The sequence below is a fragment of the Stenotrophomonas sp. YJH_SMC_37 genome (assembly GCF_059370035.1).
Genome location: NZ_JCAFTG010000002.1, coordinates 284,939 through 301,740, shown reverse-complemented (window position 1 = coordinate 301,740; position 16,802 = coordinate 284,939). Strand labels below are relative to the sequence as shown.

The 16,802-nt window shown below is 67.8% G+C and carries 18 protein-coding genes; 13 read left to right on the top strand and 5 right to left on the bottom strand.

Annotated features, from left to right (window positions below):
* Positions 1-91: 91 nt before the first annotated feature.
* Positions 92-385 (top strand): hypothetical protein, encoded by a 294-nt coding sequence (locus AC5P8J_RS03910; RefSeq protein ID WP_019660470.1) that lies wholly within the window; start codon positions 92-94, stop codon positions 383-385.
* On the opposite strand, the gene AC5P8J_RS03905 is transcribed toward AC5P8J_RS03910, so the two are convergent.
* The 3 genes from AC5P8J_RS03905 to AC5P8J_RS03895 form a co-directional block, all read right to left on the bottom strand.
* Complete coding sequence (locus AC5P8J_RS03905; protein WP_019660471.1) at positions 372-806, bottom strand: hypothetical protein; 435 nt, start codon at positions 804-806, stop codon at positions 372-374. The two genes, AC5P8J_RS03910 and AC5P8J_RS03905, sit on opposite strands and share 14 nt — an antisense overlap.
* 103 nt (positions 807-909) lie before the next feature.
* Positions 910-1,716, bottom strand: a complete 807-nt coding sequence (locus AC5P8J_RS03900; protein WP_171952837.1) for an amidohydrolase — start codon at positions 1,714-1,716, stop codon at positions 910-912.
* Positions 1,717-1,730: 14 nt separating this feature from the next.
* Positions 1,731-2,879 (bottom strand): pyridoxal phosphate-dependent aminotransferase, encoded by a 1,149-nt coding sequence (locus AC5P8J_RS03895; protein WP_171952838.1) that lies wholly within the window; start codon positions 2,877-2,879, stop codon positions 1,731-1,733.
* Positions 2,880-2,890: 11 nt separating this feature from the next.
* Here AC5P8J_RS03895 and ccmA point away from each other — a divergent pair, with 11 nt between their 5' ends.
* From ccmA to AC5P8J_RS03840, 11 genes are all read left to right on the top strand, one after another.
* Entirely contained in the window at positions 2,891-3,688 is a 798-nt protein-coding gene (ccmA, locus tag AC5P8J_RS03890; RefSeq protein WP_495216621.1) for a heme ABC exporter ATP-binding protein CcmA, read from the top strand.
* Entirely contained in the window at positions 3,685-4,380 is a 696-nt protein-coding gene (ccmB, locus tag AC5P8J_RS03885) for a heme exporter protein CcmB (RefSeq protein ID WP_164144828.1), read from the top strand. Before ccmA ends, ccmB begins: the two co-directional genes overlap by 4 nt.
* A 43-nt stretch (positions 4,381-4,423) precedes the next feature.
* Positions 4,424-5,194, top strand: a complete 771-nt coding sequence (gene ccmC / locus AC5P8J_RS03880; protein WP_019660475.1) for a heme ABC transporter permease CcmC — start codon at positions 4,424-4,426, stop codon at positions 5,192-5,194.
* Positions 5,191-5,379 (top strand): heme exporter protein CcmD, encoded by a 189-nt coding sequence (gene ccmD / locus AC5P8J_RS03875; protein WP_019660476.1) that lies wholly within the window; start codon positions 5,191-5,193, stop codon positions 5,377-5,379. The genes ccmC and ccmD overlap by 4 nt, the downstream gene beginning before the upstream one ends.
* A complete protein-coding gene (ccmE, locus tag AC5P8J_RS03870; protein WP_478427201.1) occupies positions 5,376-5,837 on the top strand; it encodes a cytochrome c maturation protein CcmE in 462 nt (153 codons plus the stop codon). The genes ccmD and ccmE overlap by 4 nt, the downstream gene beginning before the upstream one ends.
* Positions 5,838-7,757 (top strand): heme lyase CcmF/NrfE family subunit, encoded by a 1,920-nt coding sequence (locus tag AC5P8J_RS03865; RefSeq protein ID WP_495216620.1) that lies wholly within the window; start codon positions 5,838-5,840, stop codon positions 7,755-7,757.
* Positions 7,758-7,765: 8 nt separating this feature from the next.
* On the top strand, positions 7,766-8,383 hold the full coding sequence (locus AC5P8J_RS03860; RefSeq protein WP_155029851.1) for a DsbE family thiol:disulfide interchange protein: 618 nt from the start codon (positions 7,766-7,768) through the stop codon (positions 8,381-8,383).
* 4 nt (positions 8,384-8,387) lie between these two features.
* On the top strand, positions 8,388-8,837 hold the full coding sequence (locus tag AC5P8J_RS03855; RefSeq protein ID WP_483017392.1) for a cytochrome c-type biogenesis protein: 450 nt from the start codon (positions 8,388-8,390) through the stop codon (positions 8,835-8,837).
* Positions 8,831-9,820 (top strand): tetratricopeptide repeat protein, encoded by a 990-nt coding sequence (locus tag AC5P8J_RS03850; protein ID WP_495216619.1) that lies wholly within the window; start codon positions 8,831-8,833, stop codon positions 9,818-9,820. The genes AC5P8J_RS03855 and AC5P8J_RS03850 overlap by 7 nt, the downstream gene beginning before the upstream one ends.
* Before the next feature lie 180 nt (positions 9,821-10,000).
* Positions 10,001-11,113, top strand: coding sequence for a homoserine O-acetyltransferase MetX (gene metX / locus AC5P8J_RS03845; RefSeq protein WP_021204645.1), 1,113 nt, complete (start codon positions 10,001-10,003; stop codon positions 11,111-11,113).
* Entirely contained in the window at positions 11,113-11,457 is a 345-nt protein-coding gene (locus AC5P8J_RS03840) for a DUF1294 domain-containing protein (RefSeq protein WP_021204644.1), read from the top strand. Before metX ends, AC5P8J_RS03840 begins: the two co-directional genes overlap by 1 nt.
* Positions 11,458-11,557: 100 nt before the next feature.
* Here AC5P8J_RS03840 and cydC read toward each other — a convergent pair whose 3' ends face one another.
* Together cydC and cydD are read right to left on the bottom strand one after the other, a co-directional pair.
* Positions 11,558-13,231 (bottom strand): thiol reductant ABC exporter subunit CydC, encoded by a 1,674-nt coding sequence (gene cydC, locus AC5P8J_RS03835; protein WP_495216618.1) that lies wholly within the window; start codon positions 13,229-13,231, stop codon positions 11,558-11,560.
* Entirely contained in the window at positions 13,228-14,973 is a 1,746-nt protein-coding gene (gene cydD, locus AC5P8J_RS03830) for a thiol reductant ABC exporter subunit CydD (protein ID WP_021204642.1), read from the bottom strand. Before cydD ends, cydC begins: the two co-directional genes overlap by 4 nt.
* Positions 14,974-15,201: 228 nt before the next feature.
* Here cydD and AC5P8J_RS03825 point away from each other — a divergent pair, with 228 nt between their 5' ends.
* Positions 15,202-16,791, top strand: a complete 1,590-nt coding sequence (locus tag AC5P8J_RS03825; protein ID WP_021204641.1) for a cytochrome ubiquinol oxidase subunit I — start codon at positions 15,202-15,204, stop codon at positions 16,789-16,791.
* Positions 16,792-16,802: the final 11 nt, after the last annotated feature.

Below are 16,802 nucleotides of genomic sequence, written 5' to 3'. Positions count from 1 at the left end.
TGCTGCAAAAACAGCGCACTGTGCGCGGCTTCCGGGAACGGCTTTGATTCGCTGGCTATCGTGCGCGCTTTCCCACACAAGACCGATGCCCATGATCACCATCACCGCCGAACAGGCCCGCGCCAACGCTGACGCCGCCAAGCGCCCGATCGAACTGTTCTACCGCGACCTCGACAACGCCATCCAGGCCGGCTCGGAAAATGGCCGTCGCTACATCGTGTTCGGCTTCAGCCAGGTAATGGCCAGCGAGCAGCTCGTCGAAGACGCGGTCGCACAATTGCTGAAAAATGGTTTCGATGTCGAACGGCTGTTGAGCGATTCCGAACAGCACTACATCCGCATCAGCTGGGGAACTGCCCAGCCGACGCGCCTCAGCGCCGGCTGATGGTGAAGGCGGCGCCGTCCACGCCCAGGTCCCAGCCCTTGCCGGTACCGGACAGGGCCAGCGAGATGTCGCCCTTGGTCATCACCTGCGCGTTGCTGGATTTCACCGCACCCGCATGCGCACCCACCGACGCGTAGGTACCCAGCAGTTCGTTGACGCTGACCGCACCGGTGAAGCTGCCACGCCCATTGGTGATCTTCGACTTGCCCACGGTCAGGCCCCCGCCCTTCACTTCGATACGCACCGGCATGCTGGCGCCATTGCTGCAGGTGACCGTGCCGGTGCCGGAAGCGGTCTTGTAGATCAGCGACCAACCGGACAGGTTGTAGCGCAGCTGGCAATCGAGATTGCCGGCGGCGTGTGCAGCTGGGGCCAGCGTTGCAGCAGACAGGGCCAGCAGCAGGGCGAGAGGCTTGTTCATGGCGGCACTTCCAGTTCGGTCGGACTGCCGGCGAATCTAGCAGCGCGCGCGTGCAGATTGGATGCAGGCGCGCGCGCTGGTGCGGCGGTGTTCAGGCCGTGGCTCAGGCCTGTTCGTCCAGGCGAAAGGCATCGGCATCGAGCATCGCCGGGAAGCGCGCACGATGTGCGGCCAGTGCTTCGGCCGAAATGGTGGTGGTCACCACCTGTTCGCGTTCGCGGATCTCCACCTGCGGCTGGCCGAGGAAGTCGATCACCGCGCTGTCGCCGGCGTAGTGCAGCTGGTTGCCGTCCACGCCGACGCGGTTTACCGCCGCCACGAAGCACAGGTTCTCGATCGCGCGCGCACGCAGCAGGGTCTTCCACGCATAGGCGCGCGCCGACGGCCAGTTGGCCACGAAGATCTGCAGGTCGAAATCCAGCTGCTGCGGGCGTTCGACGTTGTAGCGGTTGCGGCAGAACACCGGGAAGCGCAGGTCGTAGCAGACCTGCGGATTGATCCGCCAGCCCTTCCATTCCACGCTCAGGCGCTCACGGCCAGCGGCATAGCGCTCGTGCTCGCCGCCGTAACGGAACAGGTGGCGCTTGTCGTAGTACTGCAGGTTGCCATCGGGGGTGGCGAACAGCAGGCGGTTGTACACGCCCTCGCCGTCGCGCAGCTGCACGCTGCCGATCACCGCCGCACCCAGGGCCCGGGCCTGTTCGCGCGCCCAGGCCACGGTCGGGCCGTCCATGCCTTCGGCCTGGGCAATGGCGTCATTGGAGAAGCCACTGGTGAAGGTCTCCGGCAGGATCACCAGGTCGGTGGTGCCGGCCAGCGGTGCGAGCAGCGCGCCGTAGTAGGCGCGGTTGCCGGCCGGATCGTGCCAGCGGGTGTCACCCTGGACGAGGGAAATGCGCAGGTCCTGCATGTTCACGCCTCCGCTCAGAGCAGGCGCAGGCGTTCGATCGCCGCGTCCATCGTTGCTTCATTCTTCGCAAAGCACAGGCGCACCAGGCGCTGGCCGGCCGGCGGCGTCTCGTAGAACGGCGACAGCGGGATGGCGGTCACGCCCTTCTCGATGGTCAGCCACTTCACGAACTCATGGTCCGGCAGGTCGCTGATGGCCGAGTAGTCGACCAGCTGGAAGTAGCCGCCCGGGACCGGCAGCGCCTTCAGGCGGGTACCGGTCAGCTGCTCGCGGAAACGGTCGCGCTTGGCTTGGTAGAACGCGCCCAGTTCCAGGTGGTGTTCGGGTTCGTCGCGGATCATCGCGGCGAAGCCGTACTGGGCCGGGCCGAAGCTGGTGAACGTGTTGTACTGGTGCACCTTGCGGAACTCGGCGGTCAGCAATGGCGGCGCCACGGCGTAGCCGATCTTCCAGCCGGTGCAGTGGTAGGTCTTGCCGAAGCTGGAGATAACGAAGGTGCGCTCGCGCAGTTCGGGATAGCGCAGCGCCGACTCATGGCGGCGACCGTCGTAGATGATGTGCTCGTACACCTCATCGGAGACCAGGTAGATCTGCGTGCCGCGCAGCAGCTCGGCCAGCGCCTGCATGTCAGCCTCGTCCAGCATCGCACCGGACGGATTGTGCGGGGTGTTGACCATCAGCATGCGGGTGCGCGGGGTGATTGCCGCGCGCACGCGGTCCCAGTCCACAGCGAAGGTCTGCGGGTCCAGCGGCACGTGCACGGCCTTGGCACCGGCAAGCTCGATCGCCGGCTCGTAGCAGTCATAGGCCGGGTCGAGCACGATGACTTCCTCGCCGGCGCGCACCACCGCGTGGATGGCATTGAAGATGGCCTCGGTGGCGCCACTGGTGACGGTGATTTCGGTGTCCGGATCAATGGTGGCGCCGTACAGGTCCAGCGACTTCTGTGCGATGGCCTGGCGCAGCGGCGCCACGCCGGTCATCGGCGGGTACTGGTTGAGGCCGGCAGCCATCGCCTTGGCCGTTTCATCGATCAGGCGCTGCGGCGCGGAAAAGTCCGGGAACCCCTGGCCCAGGTTGACCGCGCCATGTTCGGCAGCGAGCTGGGACATCACGGTGAAGATCGTGGTACCGACCTTGGGCAGCTTGGTGGTGGGTTGCATCGGCCTGGACTGTGGAGAACAAGGGCCCCCGAGTTTACGCAATCCGCGCGTCGGTAGTGCCGGCCGCTGACCGGCAACCTCGGCTGGCAGATGGCGAAATTGCCGGCCAGCGGCCGGCACTACCATGTGAATTCACCGCTACAATTGCCATCGCACTCCGGCATGAAGACCCCTGCCCCTTGAACACCCCTGCATTGCTGGCCGCCAGCGGCCTGAGCTTCTCCCGCAATGACGAGCCGGTGTTCGGCCCGCTGGACTTCCATGTGGACGCCGGCGAGGCACTGCTGGTGCAGGGTGGCAATGGCGCCGGCAAGACCACCCTGCTGCGCGTGCTGGCCGGCCTGGCCCGGCCCGGCGCCGGCCAGGTGCGGATCGACGGCAAGCCCGCCAGCAACGCCGAGCGTGCGCGCTACGTGGCCTATCTCAGCCACCTGCCGGCGCTGAAGCCGGACCTCGGTACGCTGGAGAACCTGCACTTCCTGTGCGGCCTGCATGGCCGGCGTGCCCGGCAGATGCCCGGCAACGCACTGGCGATCGTCGGCCTGGCCGGCTACGAGGACACCCTGGTGCGGCATCTGTCGGCCGGGCAGAGGCGGCGGCTGGCACTGGCGCGCATCTGGCTGTCGCCGGCGCCGCTGTGGCTGCTGGACGAGCCCTATGCCAACCTCGACCTGGAGGGCATCACCCTGGTCAACCGGATGATTTCGGCGCACCTGCGCGCCGGTGGCGCTGCGCTGGTCACCACCCACGGCGCCTATGCCGCACCGCCGGTGCGTACCCGCCAGCTCGACCTCGGCGGTGCCGCATGATCGCGCCGGGTACCGAACCGGGCCTGTGGCAGACCGCAGGCGCCCTGCTCAAGCGCGACCTGCGCCTGCTCTGGCGCCGCCGCGGCGACGCGCTGCAATCGCTGCTGTTCGCGGTGCTGGTGGTGGTGCTGTTCGCGCTGGCGCAGGGCCGCGAGCCACAGCTGCTGGCCGCCACCGCCGGCGCGGTGCTGTGGCTGGCCGTGCTGCTGGCGGGACAGCTGTCGCTGGATTCGCTGTTCCGTTCCGATGCCGAAGACGGCTCGTTGGAACAATGGCTGCTGGCGCCGGTGCCGCTGGCCTGGCTGGTGCTGGTACGCGTGCTGCTGCACTGGGCCACCACCGCCCTGCCGTTGATCGTGGTCAGCCCGCTGCTGGCCGAAATGCTGCATCTGCCGCATGACCAGCTGCCGATGTTGCTGGCATCGTTGCTGCTGGGAACGCCGCTGCTGAGCCTGATCGGTGGCGTGGTCGCTGCACTGACCGTCGGCATCCGGCGCTCTGGTATTCTCGTGGCGTTGCTGTCGTTGCCGCTGTACGTGCCCGTGCTGGTGTTCGGCGCAGGCAGCCTGGCGGCAGCCGGGCGCGGGCAGGATCCGGTCGGTGCGCTGCTGATGCTGGGCGCTGGCCTGCTGGTCGCGCTGGTGCTGGCTCCGCTGGCCACTGCTGCTGCAATACGTATTTCTCTGAGTTGACCGAGCTGAGAGCCAATCCACCCCTGCTGGATAGCCGCCACGCATGAATCCGATTGTCCGCTGGTTCCACCAACTCGGTTCGCCTCCCACGTTCGACCGTTTCGCCGCCCGCTGGTCGCGGGTGTTCTACCTCGCCGCAGTGCCGGTGCTGCTGGTCGGCATGTGGCAGGCGCTGCTGGTGGTTCCGCCGGAAGCCAAGCAGCTGGACAGTTTCCGCATCCTCTACATCCACGTCCCCAGTGCCTGGATGAGCCTGTTCGTGTTCGCACTGATGGCGCTGTACGCGGCCATCGCGCTGATCTGGCGGATCAAGGTCTGCGAGATCCTGGCCATGGCCTGCGCGCCGATGGGCGCCGGTTTCACCCTGATCACCCTGCTGACCGGCAGCATCTGGGGCAAGGGCACCTGGGGCACCTGGTGGGACTGGGACCCGCGCATGACCAGCGAGCTGGTGCTGCTGTTCCTGTACCTGGGCGTGATCGGCCTGTACCACGCCATCGAGGACCGCCGCAGCGCCGCACGCGCGGCCGGCCTGCTGGCCATCGTCGGTGTCAGCCTGCTGCCAGTGATCCGCTATTCGGTGGACTGGTGGGGCGGCCTGCACCAGCGCCAGTCCATCAACGTGTTCGGTGAATCGGCGATCAGCAGCGCGATGATCGCGCCGCTGTGGTGGATGGTGATCGGCACCAAGTTCTGGTTTGCCGGTTCGGTGCTGGCCAAGGCGCGCTCTGACAATCTCGACCGCGAGGCCGGCAAGGCCTGGGTCGGTGGACGTGTCGGTGCCGAACGCCCTGTCCCGGAGGCCCAGCCATGACCCACCTTCCCTATGTGATCGGCGCCTACGCCGTGTTCGTACTGGTGCTCGGCGCCGATGCCATCGGTTCGTGGCTGCGACTGCGCGTGGCACGCCGGCTGGCACTGGCCCGCCAGCAACGCCAGCAGACCCGGGCGGGCAGGCAGGACGCAGCGACGCCGCTGTCGACGGAGCTGGAACGATGACGCCGGTACAACGCCGCCGCCTGGCCTGGGTATTGCTGGCACTGCTCGCCTCCGGCCTGGCCACCGCGCTGGTGGCGATGGCACTGGAGCGCAACATCGCCTACCTGTACACCCCTTCGGAAGTGCTGCGCGGCGATGTCGATGCGCAGTCGCGCTTCCGCTTGGGCGGCATGGTGGTGAAGGGCTCCTTCAACCGCCCGGTCGGCTCGCTGGAGGCGCGCTTCGAAGTGACCGACGGCGATGCACAGCTGGCGGTGGCCACCTCGCGGATCCTGCCGGACATGTTCGCCGAAGGCACCGCGGTGGTCGCCAGTGGCCGCCTGCAGGACGGTGTCTTCGTCGCCGACGAAGTGCTGGCCAAGCACGATGAGAAGTACGTGCCGAAGGAAGTGGCCGACAAGATGGGCGATGCCCATCGTAGGCACGACGTGCCGGTGACGGCCCCCGAGGTGCGCTGAGTGCTGCCCGAACTGGGTCAGATCCTGCTGTTGTGTGCGTTGCTGGCCTCGCTGCTGCAGGCCGGCCTGCCGCTGGTCGGTGCGCATCGCAACAACGCGGCATGGATGGCAGTGGCACGGCCGGCCGCCTTCGCGCAGCTGCTGCTGTTGGCCGGCGCGTTCGCGGTGCTGACCGCCGCGTTCGTGCAGCAGGATTTCTCGGTGCGCTACGTGGCCGAGAACTCCAATTCGCTGCTGCCGATGATCTACCGCTATTCGGCGGTGTGGGGTGCGCATGAGGGCTCGCTGCTGATGTGGGCGCTGGTGCTGGCATTGTGGACCGGCGCGGTGGCGCTGTTCTCGCGGCACCTGCCAGCACCGGTGCAGGCGCGCGTACTGGCGGTGATGGGCATTGTCAGCGTCGGCTTTCTCGCCTTCCTGATCTTCACCTCCAATCCGTTCCTGCGCCTGAACCCGGCACCGCTGGAAGGCCGCGACCTCAACCCGCTGCTGCAGGACCCGGGGCTGATCATCCATCCGCCGATGCTGTACATCGGTTACGTGGGTTTCGCGGTGCCGTTCGCGTTCGCGGTGGCCGCGCTGCTGGAAGGCCGCGTCGACGCCCGCTGGCTGCGCTGCACGCGGCCCTGGACCAACGTCGCCTGGGGCTTCCTGACTCTTGGCATCGCGCTGGGCAGCTGGTGGGCCTACTACGAGCTGGGCTGGGGTGGCTGGTGGTTCTGGGACCCGGTGGAGAACGCCAGCTTCATGCCATGGCTGGTCGGTGCGGCATTGATCCATTCGCAGGCCGTCACTGAAAAGCGCGGCACGTTCGGCAGTTGGACCCTGCTGCTGGCGATCGCGGCCTTCGCGCTGTCGCTGCTCGGGACCTTCCTGGTGCGCTCCGGTGTGCTGACCAGCGTGCATTCGTTCGCCGCCGATCCGTCGCGTGGCCTGTTCATCCTGGTGTTCCTGTCGGTGCTGGTCGGCGGCAGCCTGCTGCTGTACGCGCTGCGCGCCAGCCAGCTGAGCGTGGACGCCGACGATCCGCGCCGTGGCTTCACCGCCGCCTCGCGCGAGACCCTGCTGCTGGCCAACAACCTGCTGCTGGCCACGGCCTGCGCGATGGTCCTGCTCGGCACGCTGTACCCGCTGCTGGCCGATGCGCTGTCGCTGGGCAAGATCTCGGTCGGCCCGCCCTACTTCGGCAGTCTGTTCCTGCTGCTGATGGCGCCGATGATCCTGCTGCTGCCGTTCGGCCCGCTGGTGAAGTGGCAGCGCGACCAAACTTCGCGTGCATTCGCGCTGCTGGCGCCATGGCTGGGGCTGGCCGTGCTGCTGGGCGCGCTGGCCTGGTGGCAGGCGCCGCAGAACGGCTGGAAGGCCGGCATCGGCGTCGCCGCTGCGGCCTGGGTCGCACTCGGCACCGCACGCTTCGTCTGGCAGCGCCTGCGCGGCAATGGCCGCTTCACCGCCGAGATGCTCGGCATGATCGTCGCCCACGCCGGCATCGCCGTGTTCCTGGCTGGCGCGCTGCTGGTCGAAGCGCTGAACGTGCAGCGTGAAGTGGCGCTGGCACCGGGCCAGCATCTGGTGGTCGGTCGCTACGAAGTGCGCTTCGAGGGCGTGGACCATCGCGAAGGCCCCAATTTCATCGCCGACCGCGGTCACCTGCGGGTGTTCCGCGACGGCCGCGAACTGGCCCTGCTGCACCCGGAGAAGCGCCAGTACGCCAGCGGCGGCCAGGTGATGACCGAGGCCGGCATCGATGCACGCTTCGACGGCGATGTCTACGTGGCATTGGGCGAGCCGCTGGGCAACAATGCATGGGCGGTACGGGTGCACATCAAGCCGTTCGTGCGCTGGATCTGGCTGGGCGCGCTGTTGATGGCCCTGGGCGGATTCATCGCCGCCGCTGACCGCCGTTTCCGTCGTCCGTAGGAGTTTCCATGTCCGAGTCCCCTGCCCCGCGCCCCTCCCGCCCGCTGCCGCCGGTAGCCATCGTGATCGGCGTGCTGTTCTTCTTCGGCCTGCTCGGGCTGATGATCTACGGGGTGATGAAATCGGGTGACCCGCAGCGCGACGTGCTGCCGTCTGCGCTGATCGACAAGCCGGCACCCGCGTTCGCGCTCCCGGTGCTGCACGATCCGGAGATGATCGTGCGCAGCGACGACCTGCGCGGTGCGCCCTACCTGCTGAACGTATGGGGCAGCTGGTGCGCGGCCTGCCGCGAGGAACACCCGGTGCTGACCCGTTTTGCCGAAAGCAAGCGCGTGCGCGTGATCGGCTACAACTGGAAGGATGATCCGAAGGACGCGCTGCACTGGCTGGAGCAGCTGGGCAACCCGTTCATGGTGGTGCTCAGTGACGTCGAGGGCCGCACCGCGATCGACTGGGGCGTGACCGCTGCGCCAGAAACCTTCCTGGTTGATGGCAGTGGCATCGTGCGCTGGAAGTACAGCGGAGCGATGACCCAGCGCGTGGTCGACGAGAAGCTGATCCCGGCACTGGAGAAGATCGAGAAGGCCCAGGGCAGTGCCGGCAACACCCTGCATACGGCGCCCTGAGCCGATGCGCTGGCTGCTGGCGCTGCTGCTCCTGATGCTGCCGCTGGCCGCGCTGGCCAAGCAGCCGCTGCACGATCCGCAGCCGCTGCAGTTCCGCGATGGTGCCGAGGAACGCCGCTTCCATGACCTGGCCGCGCAGCTGCGCTGCGTGCAGTGCCAGAACCAGTCGCTGGCCGACTCCAACGCGCAGATCGCCCAGGACCTGCGCCGGGAGGTGCTGCAGTTGATGCAGCAGGGCCACGACGACGCACAGATCAAGCAGTTCCTGGTCGCCCGCTACGGTGAGTTCGTGCTCTATCAACCACCGTTGCAGCCGGGCACCTGGCTGCTGTGGGGTGGCCCCCTGCTGGTGCTCGGCGCCGGTGCACTGGTGGTGCTGGGCATCGTCCGCCGACGTGGACGCACCTTCGGCGCGGCGCCGGCCGGCAAGGCCGATGAAGGAGACGAATGGTGAACCATTGGCTGCCGGTGCTGGCCGGCCTGGTTGCTGCGCTGATGGCAGCACTGGTGCTGTGGCCGTTGCGCCACCACGGTCGTCGCGGTTTCGTGGTCGGCGTGTTCGCACTGGGCGTGGCCGGTGCCTGCCTGTACCTGCTGGTCGGTGATCCGCGTGCAGCACAGGTACAGCCGACGCCGTCGGTAGCCACCCTGCGCGATGGCGTGCAGGCCCTGCAGGATGCACTGAAGCGCGACCCTCAGCGTGCCGATGGCTGGGCATTGCTCGGGCGTTCGCAGGCAGAACTGGGCAATGCCTCAGCTGCGGCAGACGCCTTCGCGAAGGCCGCCGAATTGGCACCGGATGATCCTGGCGTGCTGGTGGAAGCCGCGCAGGCGCGCGCGCAGGCTGATGCCGGCAAGCAGTTCGATGACACCGCGATGGCCTGGTTGCAGCAGGCACGTACACAGGCCCCTGACGCCGAGCGCGCCAGCTGGCTGCTGGGCATCGCCCTGCGCCAACGCGGAAAGAATGCCGAGGCCGCGGATGTGTGGAGCGGCCTGCTGCCGCGACTGGAACCGGGTGCCGCGCAGGCGTTGCAGGCGCAGATCGCGATTGCCCGCGAGGCCGCCGGCCATGCGCCCGATGCTGGCGTTGCGGCGCCACCGGCGCTGCTGCAGGTGCGCGTGCAGCTGCCGGCACTGAACAACGACGAGTGGCCCGCCAGCACCCAGGTGTTCGTGCTGGCCCGTGCCGTCGGCGGCCCGCCGATGCCGGTGGCCGCTCGCAAGCTGCCGCTGAGCGGATTCCCGGACACGGTCGGGCTGGGCGACGGTGACAGTCCGATGCCAACCGCACCGCTGTCGGCCCATCGCGAAGTGGAAGTGCTGGCACGCATCTCACGCACCGGCAGCGCCAACCGCAGCGAGGACGACCTGCAGAGCGTTCCGGTGAAGGTAAGCCTGCCGCATGAAGGCGTGGTGGAACTGCGGTTTCCCTGACTTGTAGAGCCGAGCCCACGCTCGGCTGCGATTGGCTTGCCGGCGCCCGCCAGCCGAGCATCGGCTCGGCTCTACAGCAGATCCACGCCATGCGTGGATTCGACGGTCCGGTCCGCGTCCACCCGCTGCTGGAAACCAGCGTGTCGCCAGCTCCACAGGCCGCCCCGCTAGAATGCGTGCATGACCGAATTCATCCCGCCCGGCACCCGCTTCCACGCCCTGCCCTCGCCCTTCCCGTTCAAGCGCGGTGGCGCCCTGCATGGTGCACGGGTGGCCTACGAGACCTGGGGCACACTGGCGGCCGACGCCAGCAACGCAATCCTGATCGTGACCGGCCTTTCACCGGACGCGCATGCGGCGGCCAACGAGGCCAACCCTGCACCCGGCTGGTGGGAAGCGATGCTAGGCCCCGGCAAACCGATCGACACCCATCGCTGGTTCGTGGTTTGCGTCAATTCGCTGGGCAGCTGCAAGGGTTCGACCGGTCCGGCCTCGCTCAACCCGGCCACGGGCCAACCGTATCGCCTGGACTTTCCCGAACTGTCCATCGAGGACGGCGCGCGCGCCGCCATCGAAGTCGTGCGTGCGCTGGGCATCGAGCAGCTGGCCTGCGTGGTCGGCAACTCGATGGGCGGCATGACCGCGTTGGCCGTGCTGATGCTGCACCCGGGCATTGCGCGCAGCCACGTCAACATTTCCGGCAGTGCGCAGGCGCTGCCGTTCTCCATCGCGATCCGCTCGCTGCAGCGCGAAGCGATCCGCCTTGATCCACGCTGGAATGGCGGCCACTACGACGACGACGCGTATCCCGAGTCCGGCATGCGCATGGCCCGCAAGCTGGGCGTGATCACCTACCGTTCGGCACTGGAATGGGATGGCCGCTTTGGCCGCGTGCGGCTGGATTCGGACCAGACCGACGACGATCCGTTCGGCCTCGAATTCCAGGTGGAAAGTTACCTGGAAGGCCACGCACGGCGCTTCGTGCGATTCTTCGATCCCAACTGCTATCTGTACCTGAGCCGCTCGATGGACTGGTTCGACCTGGCCGAGTACGCCGATGGCGATGTGCTGGCCGGGCTGGCGAAGATCCGGGTGGAGAAGGCGCTGGCCATCGGCGCCAACACCGACATCCTGTTCCCGGTGCAGCAGCAGCAACAGGTCGCCGATGGCCTGCGTGCCGGAGGCGCTGACGCCCATTTCATCGGATTGGAGTCACCGCAGGGTCACGACGCCTTCCTGGTCGACTTCGATCGTTTCGGCCCCGCCGTGCGCGGCTTCCTCGACGCGCTGTAGTGGCTTGGCAGCGCAACCTGGCGCTCGCCGCGTTCGGTGCGTTGATCGCGCTGATGGTCAGCGGTGTGCTGCCGCTGTGGCTGGGTGGCTGGTGCATGCTGGCCAGCGCGGTGTCGTTCGCGCTCTACGGCCAGGACAAGCGCGCGGCGCAGCGAAAGCAGTGGCGCATTCCCGAACGCACCCTGCAGCTGCTGGCCTTTGCCGGTGGCTGGCCGGGCGCGCTGCTGGGCCAGGCGCTGTTCCGCCACAAGCACCGCAAGGCCGCATTCCAGTGGGTGTTCTGGTTGTGCGTGCTGGCCAACGTGGCCTCGATCGCGGTGATGCTGCGCGAGTTCTCGCGGTAACCAACCTGTAGAGCCGAGCCCATGCTCGGCTCCGTACAGAGGCAGCCGAGCATGGGCTCGGCTCTACAGTAGATCCACGCCACGCGCGGATGTGCATCGGTCAAAGTTCGCGGACCAACACCCCGTCGCGCAATCTGTACTGCGTATCGACCACGCCTTGAGGCAGATCATCGTGGGTGATCATCAGCAGGCTGCGCCCGTCCAGCAACCCGGAAAGGTCCTGCAACAACGCGCGTGCGGTATCTACGTCGAGGCCTTCGGTCGGTTCGTCCAGCAGCAGGATCGGCGCATTGCGCAGCAGCGCGCGCGCCAGTGCCAACCGCCGCGCCTGGCCGGCTGACATCGTCGCGCCGTTCTCGCCCACCCAGGCCTGCAGGCCGCCGTTGCGCTCGGCCCATTCGCCCAGACGCACGCGGCGCAGCACCGCCCACAACGCGGCGTCGCTGGCATCGGGATCACCAAGGCGCAGGTTCTCGGCCACGCTGCCGGCAAACACCGGCGCGTTCTGCGGCAGCCACGCCAGTTGCCGGTGCCAGTCAGCCTGGGCGAAATCACGCAGATCGCGGCCACCGTAGGTCAGCCGTCCCTGCTGCGGATCCCACAGCCGCAGCAGCAGGCTGGACAGCGTGGTCTTGCCGCTGCCGCTGTCGCCGCGAATCACGATGCGCTCGCCCGGCGCCAGGGTCAGATGCAGGCCGGACAGCACCGGCCGCGCCGCACCGGGCCACTGGAAATGCACGTCATCCCACTGTACGCGCGCGGCCTGCGGTACCGGCTGCGGCGCCTGCGGATCGTCCACCGTCGGCGGTTGCTCGACGATGGCCTGCAACCGCTCGGCGGCAATGCGCCCGGACTGCAGCGACTGCCAGGCCAGGCCCATGCCGGCCCACAGCTCGATCAACGCCACGGTCAGGAACACCAGGCCCGCGGCCATCTCCGGCGCGATGCGCTGCTGTTCGGCCGCATGCAGGGCCAATGCCAGCATCGCCACCAGCCCCAGCCCGGCGACCAGACCGCGCAGCGTCGAGGCCGCGATCAGGCGCCAGCGGCGGCGGCGATCACGCGAGGCCAGCTGCTTGGCAGCTACGCGTACCTTGAGCTGCCAGGCCGCATCGGCGTGCAGCGCGGCCAGGTCACCCGCACCTTCCAGCCCTTCGAATGCAGCGGTACGCAATGCGGCACGATGCGCGGCACGGTCGGCCTCCTCGTCGTCATGGCCACGCACGCCCAGCCACGGCACGCCGAAGGCGATCAGCAGCGCCAGCACCGCCATCAGCACCGCAGCCGACGGCAGGATCAGTGCCGCCGAAACGATCGCGACCAGCGACAATCCGCCCAACGCCACCAGCGGCCCGATCGCACGCACCAGCAGGCCGTCCACTTCACCGATATCGCCGAGCAGGCGCGCCAGAAGGTCGCCGGTGCGCGTAGCCCCCAACCGTGCGGGTGCCAGCGGCAACGCGCGGCGGAAGAACCACACGCGCAGGTCGCGGGCGATGCGCAGCGTGGCGTCGTGGCCGACCAGCTTCTCGAAATAGCGCGACACGATGCGCGCCATCGTCAGCCCGCGTATGCCAGCGGACGGTGAAAAGAAGTTGAAGCCTTGGCCGAGGCCGGCCGCGCCAGCCAACGCGGCGGCGGTGAGGAAGCCACCGGACAGACCTAGCAATGCGGTGCCGGCCAGCATGGTGGTCCACAGCAGCAGCACGGTGAGCAGCAGGCGCGGCCGATGGCGCAGGAACACCGCGCGCAGCGAATCAGGCGAACGGCTCATGCGCGCACCGCCTGTGCCGGCTCGACCAGGCGGCCTTCCGGCAACAGCAGGCAACGGTCGGCCCAGGCGATCACCGCCGGGCTGTGGGTGGCGACCACCACGCTGCGGCCACGTGCATAGGCGGCCAGGCTGCGCAAAAGCGCCGCTTCGGTATCGGCATCGAGGAACGCGGTGGGTTCGTCCAGCAGCAGCACCTGCGGATCGCGCAGCAACAACCGGGCCAGGCCGATACGACGGGCTTCGCCGCCGGACAGGCCGAAGCCACGTTCGCCGATCACCGTGTCCAGGCCCAGTGGCAGGCGCTGTGCGAACTGCAGCACCTGCGCGGCCTCGGCCACCGCACGAAGACGCGCATCGCTGGCACCCGGATCGGCCAGGCGCAGGTTGTCGGCAATGCTGCCGTGGAACAGGTAGGGGCGCTGGCTGGCATAGGCCACCTGCACACCGGGACGCAGCTGCAGCTTGCCGGCGCGCGGCGGCAGCCAGCCGGCCAGCGCTTCCAGCAGGGTGCTTTTACCGGAGCCGCTGGGACCAACCAGGGCCAGGCGCTGGCCCGGCTCCAGCCGCAGGTCCAGATCCTGCAGCACATCCTGCGGCGCGCCCAGCGGGCGCAGCACCAGCCCTTGTGCCTGCAGCGGCGGCAAGGCGGCCTCGGCCGGCTCCACCGCCAGCGGTGCAACCTCGTTCTCGATCAGGCCCTGCTCATCGGGCAGCGACTGCAGCAGGCGCTCCACTTCGGCGGCGGCGGCCAGTGCATTGGCGCGATCATGGTAATGCGCGGCCAGTCGTCGCAGCGGCGCATAGAATTCCGGTGCCAGCAGCAGGCAGAACAGCCCCGCACCCAGCGTCGGCACCGCTGCATGCAGCGACATCATGCCAAGATAGCTCAGGCCCAGGTACAGCGCCACCATCGCCACGCTCACCGAGGCGAAGAATTCCAGCACCGTGGACGAGAGGAAAGCGATGCGCAGAACCTTCAGGGTGCGCACGCGCACGCCTTCGGCAGCCGCCTCGATCCCCTCCAGCTCAGCTTCGCCGCGGCCATACAGGCGTAGCAGGCCCAGGCCCTTGATGCGGTCGGCGAAATGGCCGCTCATGCGTGCCAGCTCACCCAGCTGCGCGCGGCCGGCCGCTTCGGCGCCCCAGCCCACCAGCATCATGAAAAATGGCACCAGCGGCGCAGTGAACAGCAGGATCAGCGCCACCACCCAGTCGACCCAGGCGACAGCGGCCAGGATCAGCAGCGGCACCACCACCACTTCAGTGCGCACCGGCAGGAAGCCGCTGTAATAGCTCTCGATCGCATCACCGTGATGCAGCATCAGTTCGCCCAGTTCGCCGGTGCGGCGCTGGCGCAGCCACAGTGGGCCGTGGCCCAGCAGGCGTGCGAACACGCGTTCGCGCAATGCCAGGCGTGCGGCGTCGGCCACGTCACCGGCAGCCGCCTGGGTGGCGCTGCCCAGCAGCGTGCGCAGCACCAGGATCACCGCCAGCCCACCCAGCGCTGGCAGTCCCGAGGCCAGCGGCACGCGCTCCACCAGCACCTGCTGCACCAGCCAGGCGATGGCGGCAGCCTGGCCTATCAACAGCGCGCCGGACAGGCTGATGCACAGCGCGGCCAGGCGCTGGCGGGCCCGGGCGGAGCGTGCCAGGTCGGCCAGCCAGGCCGTGCGCACACGCCGCTGGCGGGCGGTTTCAGCTTCCGGGGACAGGCCGTCAGGGGTCGTTTCGGCAGCGCTCAAGAGGTCTTCACGGGCAACGGGGGAGACACGGCATTGTAGGCGCAGGCAATAGCCCGCCCCTGCGGCCGGCGGTCGCAGTCTTCATCAGGTTGGCATACGATCAACCGGGGCACCTGTTCATACATTGATCTGGATCAAGGCTGTTTGAAGTAGTCGGTCACATCATTCACGTCGTAGACCACCCTTCCCGCCACCTGCAACGGCACTATCCAACGAGGTAGCCAGGCCATGATTGATCAGACAGTCGTAGAACTGTCGCGGCTGCAATTCGCGCTGACCGCGATGTACCACTTCCTATTCGTACCGCTCACCCTCGGCCTGTCCTTCATGGTGGCCATCATGGAGAGCGTGTACGTGATGACCGGCAAGGAGATCTGGCGCAGGATGACCCTGTTCTGGGGCGTCCTGTTCGGCATCAACTTCGCCATGGGCGTCGCCACCGGCATTGTCATGGAGTTCCAGTTCGGCATGAACTGGTCCTACTACAGCCACTACGTGGGTGACATCTTCGGTGCGCCGCTGGCGATCGAAGGCCTGATGGCCTTCTTCCTGGAAGCCACCTTCGTCGGCCTGTTCTTCTTCGGCTGGAATCGCCTGAGCAAGGTCAAGCACCTGATGGTGACCTGGCTGATGGCGTTGGGCACCAACCTGTCGGCGATCTGGATCCTGGTCGCCAATGGCTGGATGCAGAACCCGACCGGTGCGGTGTTCAACACGGAAACCATGCGCATGGAAGTGGTCGACTTCATGGCGGTGGTGTTCAACCCGGTGGCGCAGGCCAAGTTCGTGCACACCGTCAGCGCCGGCTACGTGACCGGTGCGGTGTTCGTGATGGCGATCAGTGCCCTGTTCCTGCTGCGCAACAAGCACAAGGACCTGGCCCGACGTTCGTTCGCGGTGGCCGCGGCGTTCGGCCTGCTGTCCTCGCTGTCGGTGGTGGTGCTGGGTGACGAGAGTGGCTACGCCGCCAGCGAACACCAGAAGATGAAGCTGGCCGCGATCGAAGCGATGTGGGAGACCGAGCGTGCGCCGGCCGACTTCACCGCCTTCGGCATCCCGAACCAGGACACCCACCAGAACGACTACGCGGTGAAGATCCCCTACCTGATGGGCCTGATCGCCACCCGTTCGTTGAACCAGCCGATTCCGGGCATCCTGGAACTGGTCGAGCGCGCCGAACACCGCGTGCGTGGCGGCCAGCTGGCCTACGGCGCGCTGGAACGCCTGCGTGCGAACAAGAACGACGTCGAAGCACGCGAGATGTTCGACCGCCACTGGCAGGACCTGGGCCACGGCCTGCTGCTCAAGCGCTATCGCGATGACATCCTCAACGCCACCCCGCAGGAGATCTCGCAGGCGGCGATGGACACCGTGCCGCGCGTGATGCCGCTGTTCTGGACCTTCCGCGTGATGGCCGGCCTGGGCTTCTACCTGATCGCCTTCTTCGCACTGGCCTTCTACTACTCCTGCCGCAACAACTTCCAGGACAAGCGCTGGTTCCTCAAGCTGGCCGTGTGGACGCTGCCGGCACCGTGGATCGCGATCGAGTGCGGCTGGTTCGTGGCCGAGTATGGTCGCCAGCCGTGGGCGGTCGATGGCGTGCTGCCAACCTTCTATGCGGCATCGGGGCTGGCCCTGCATGAAATCGTGCTCACCCTGGCCGGCTTCACTGCCATCTACACCGCGCTGATCGTGGTCGAGATCAAGCTGATGCTCAAGGCGATCCGCAAGGGTCCGGACGAGCTGCTGCCATCGCTGCAGTCGCCCCAGCCGCATGCTTCCCACAATGCCTCGGCGCCGGTCGCCGGCCAGGCCTGAGGCAGGAGAAC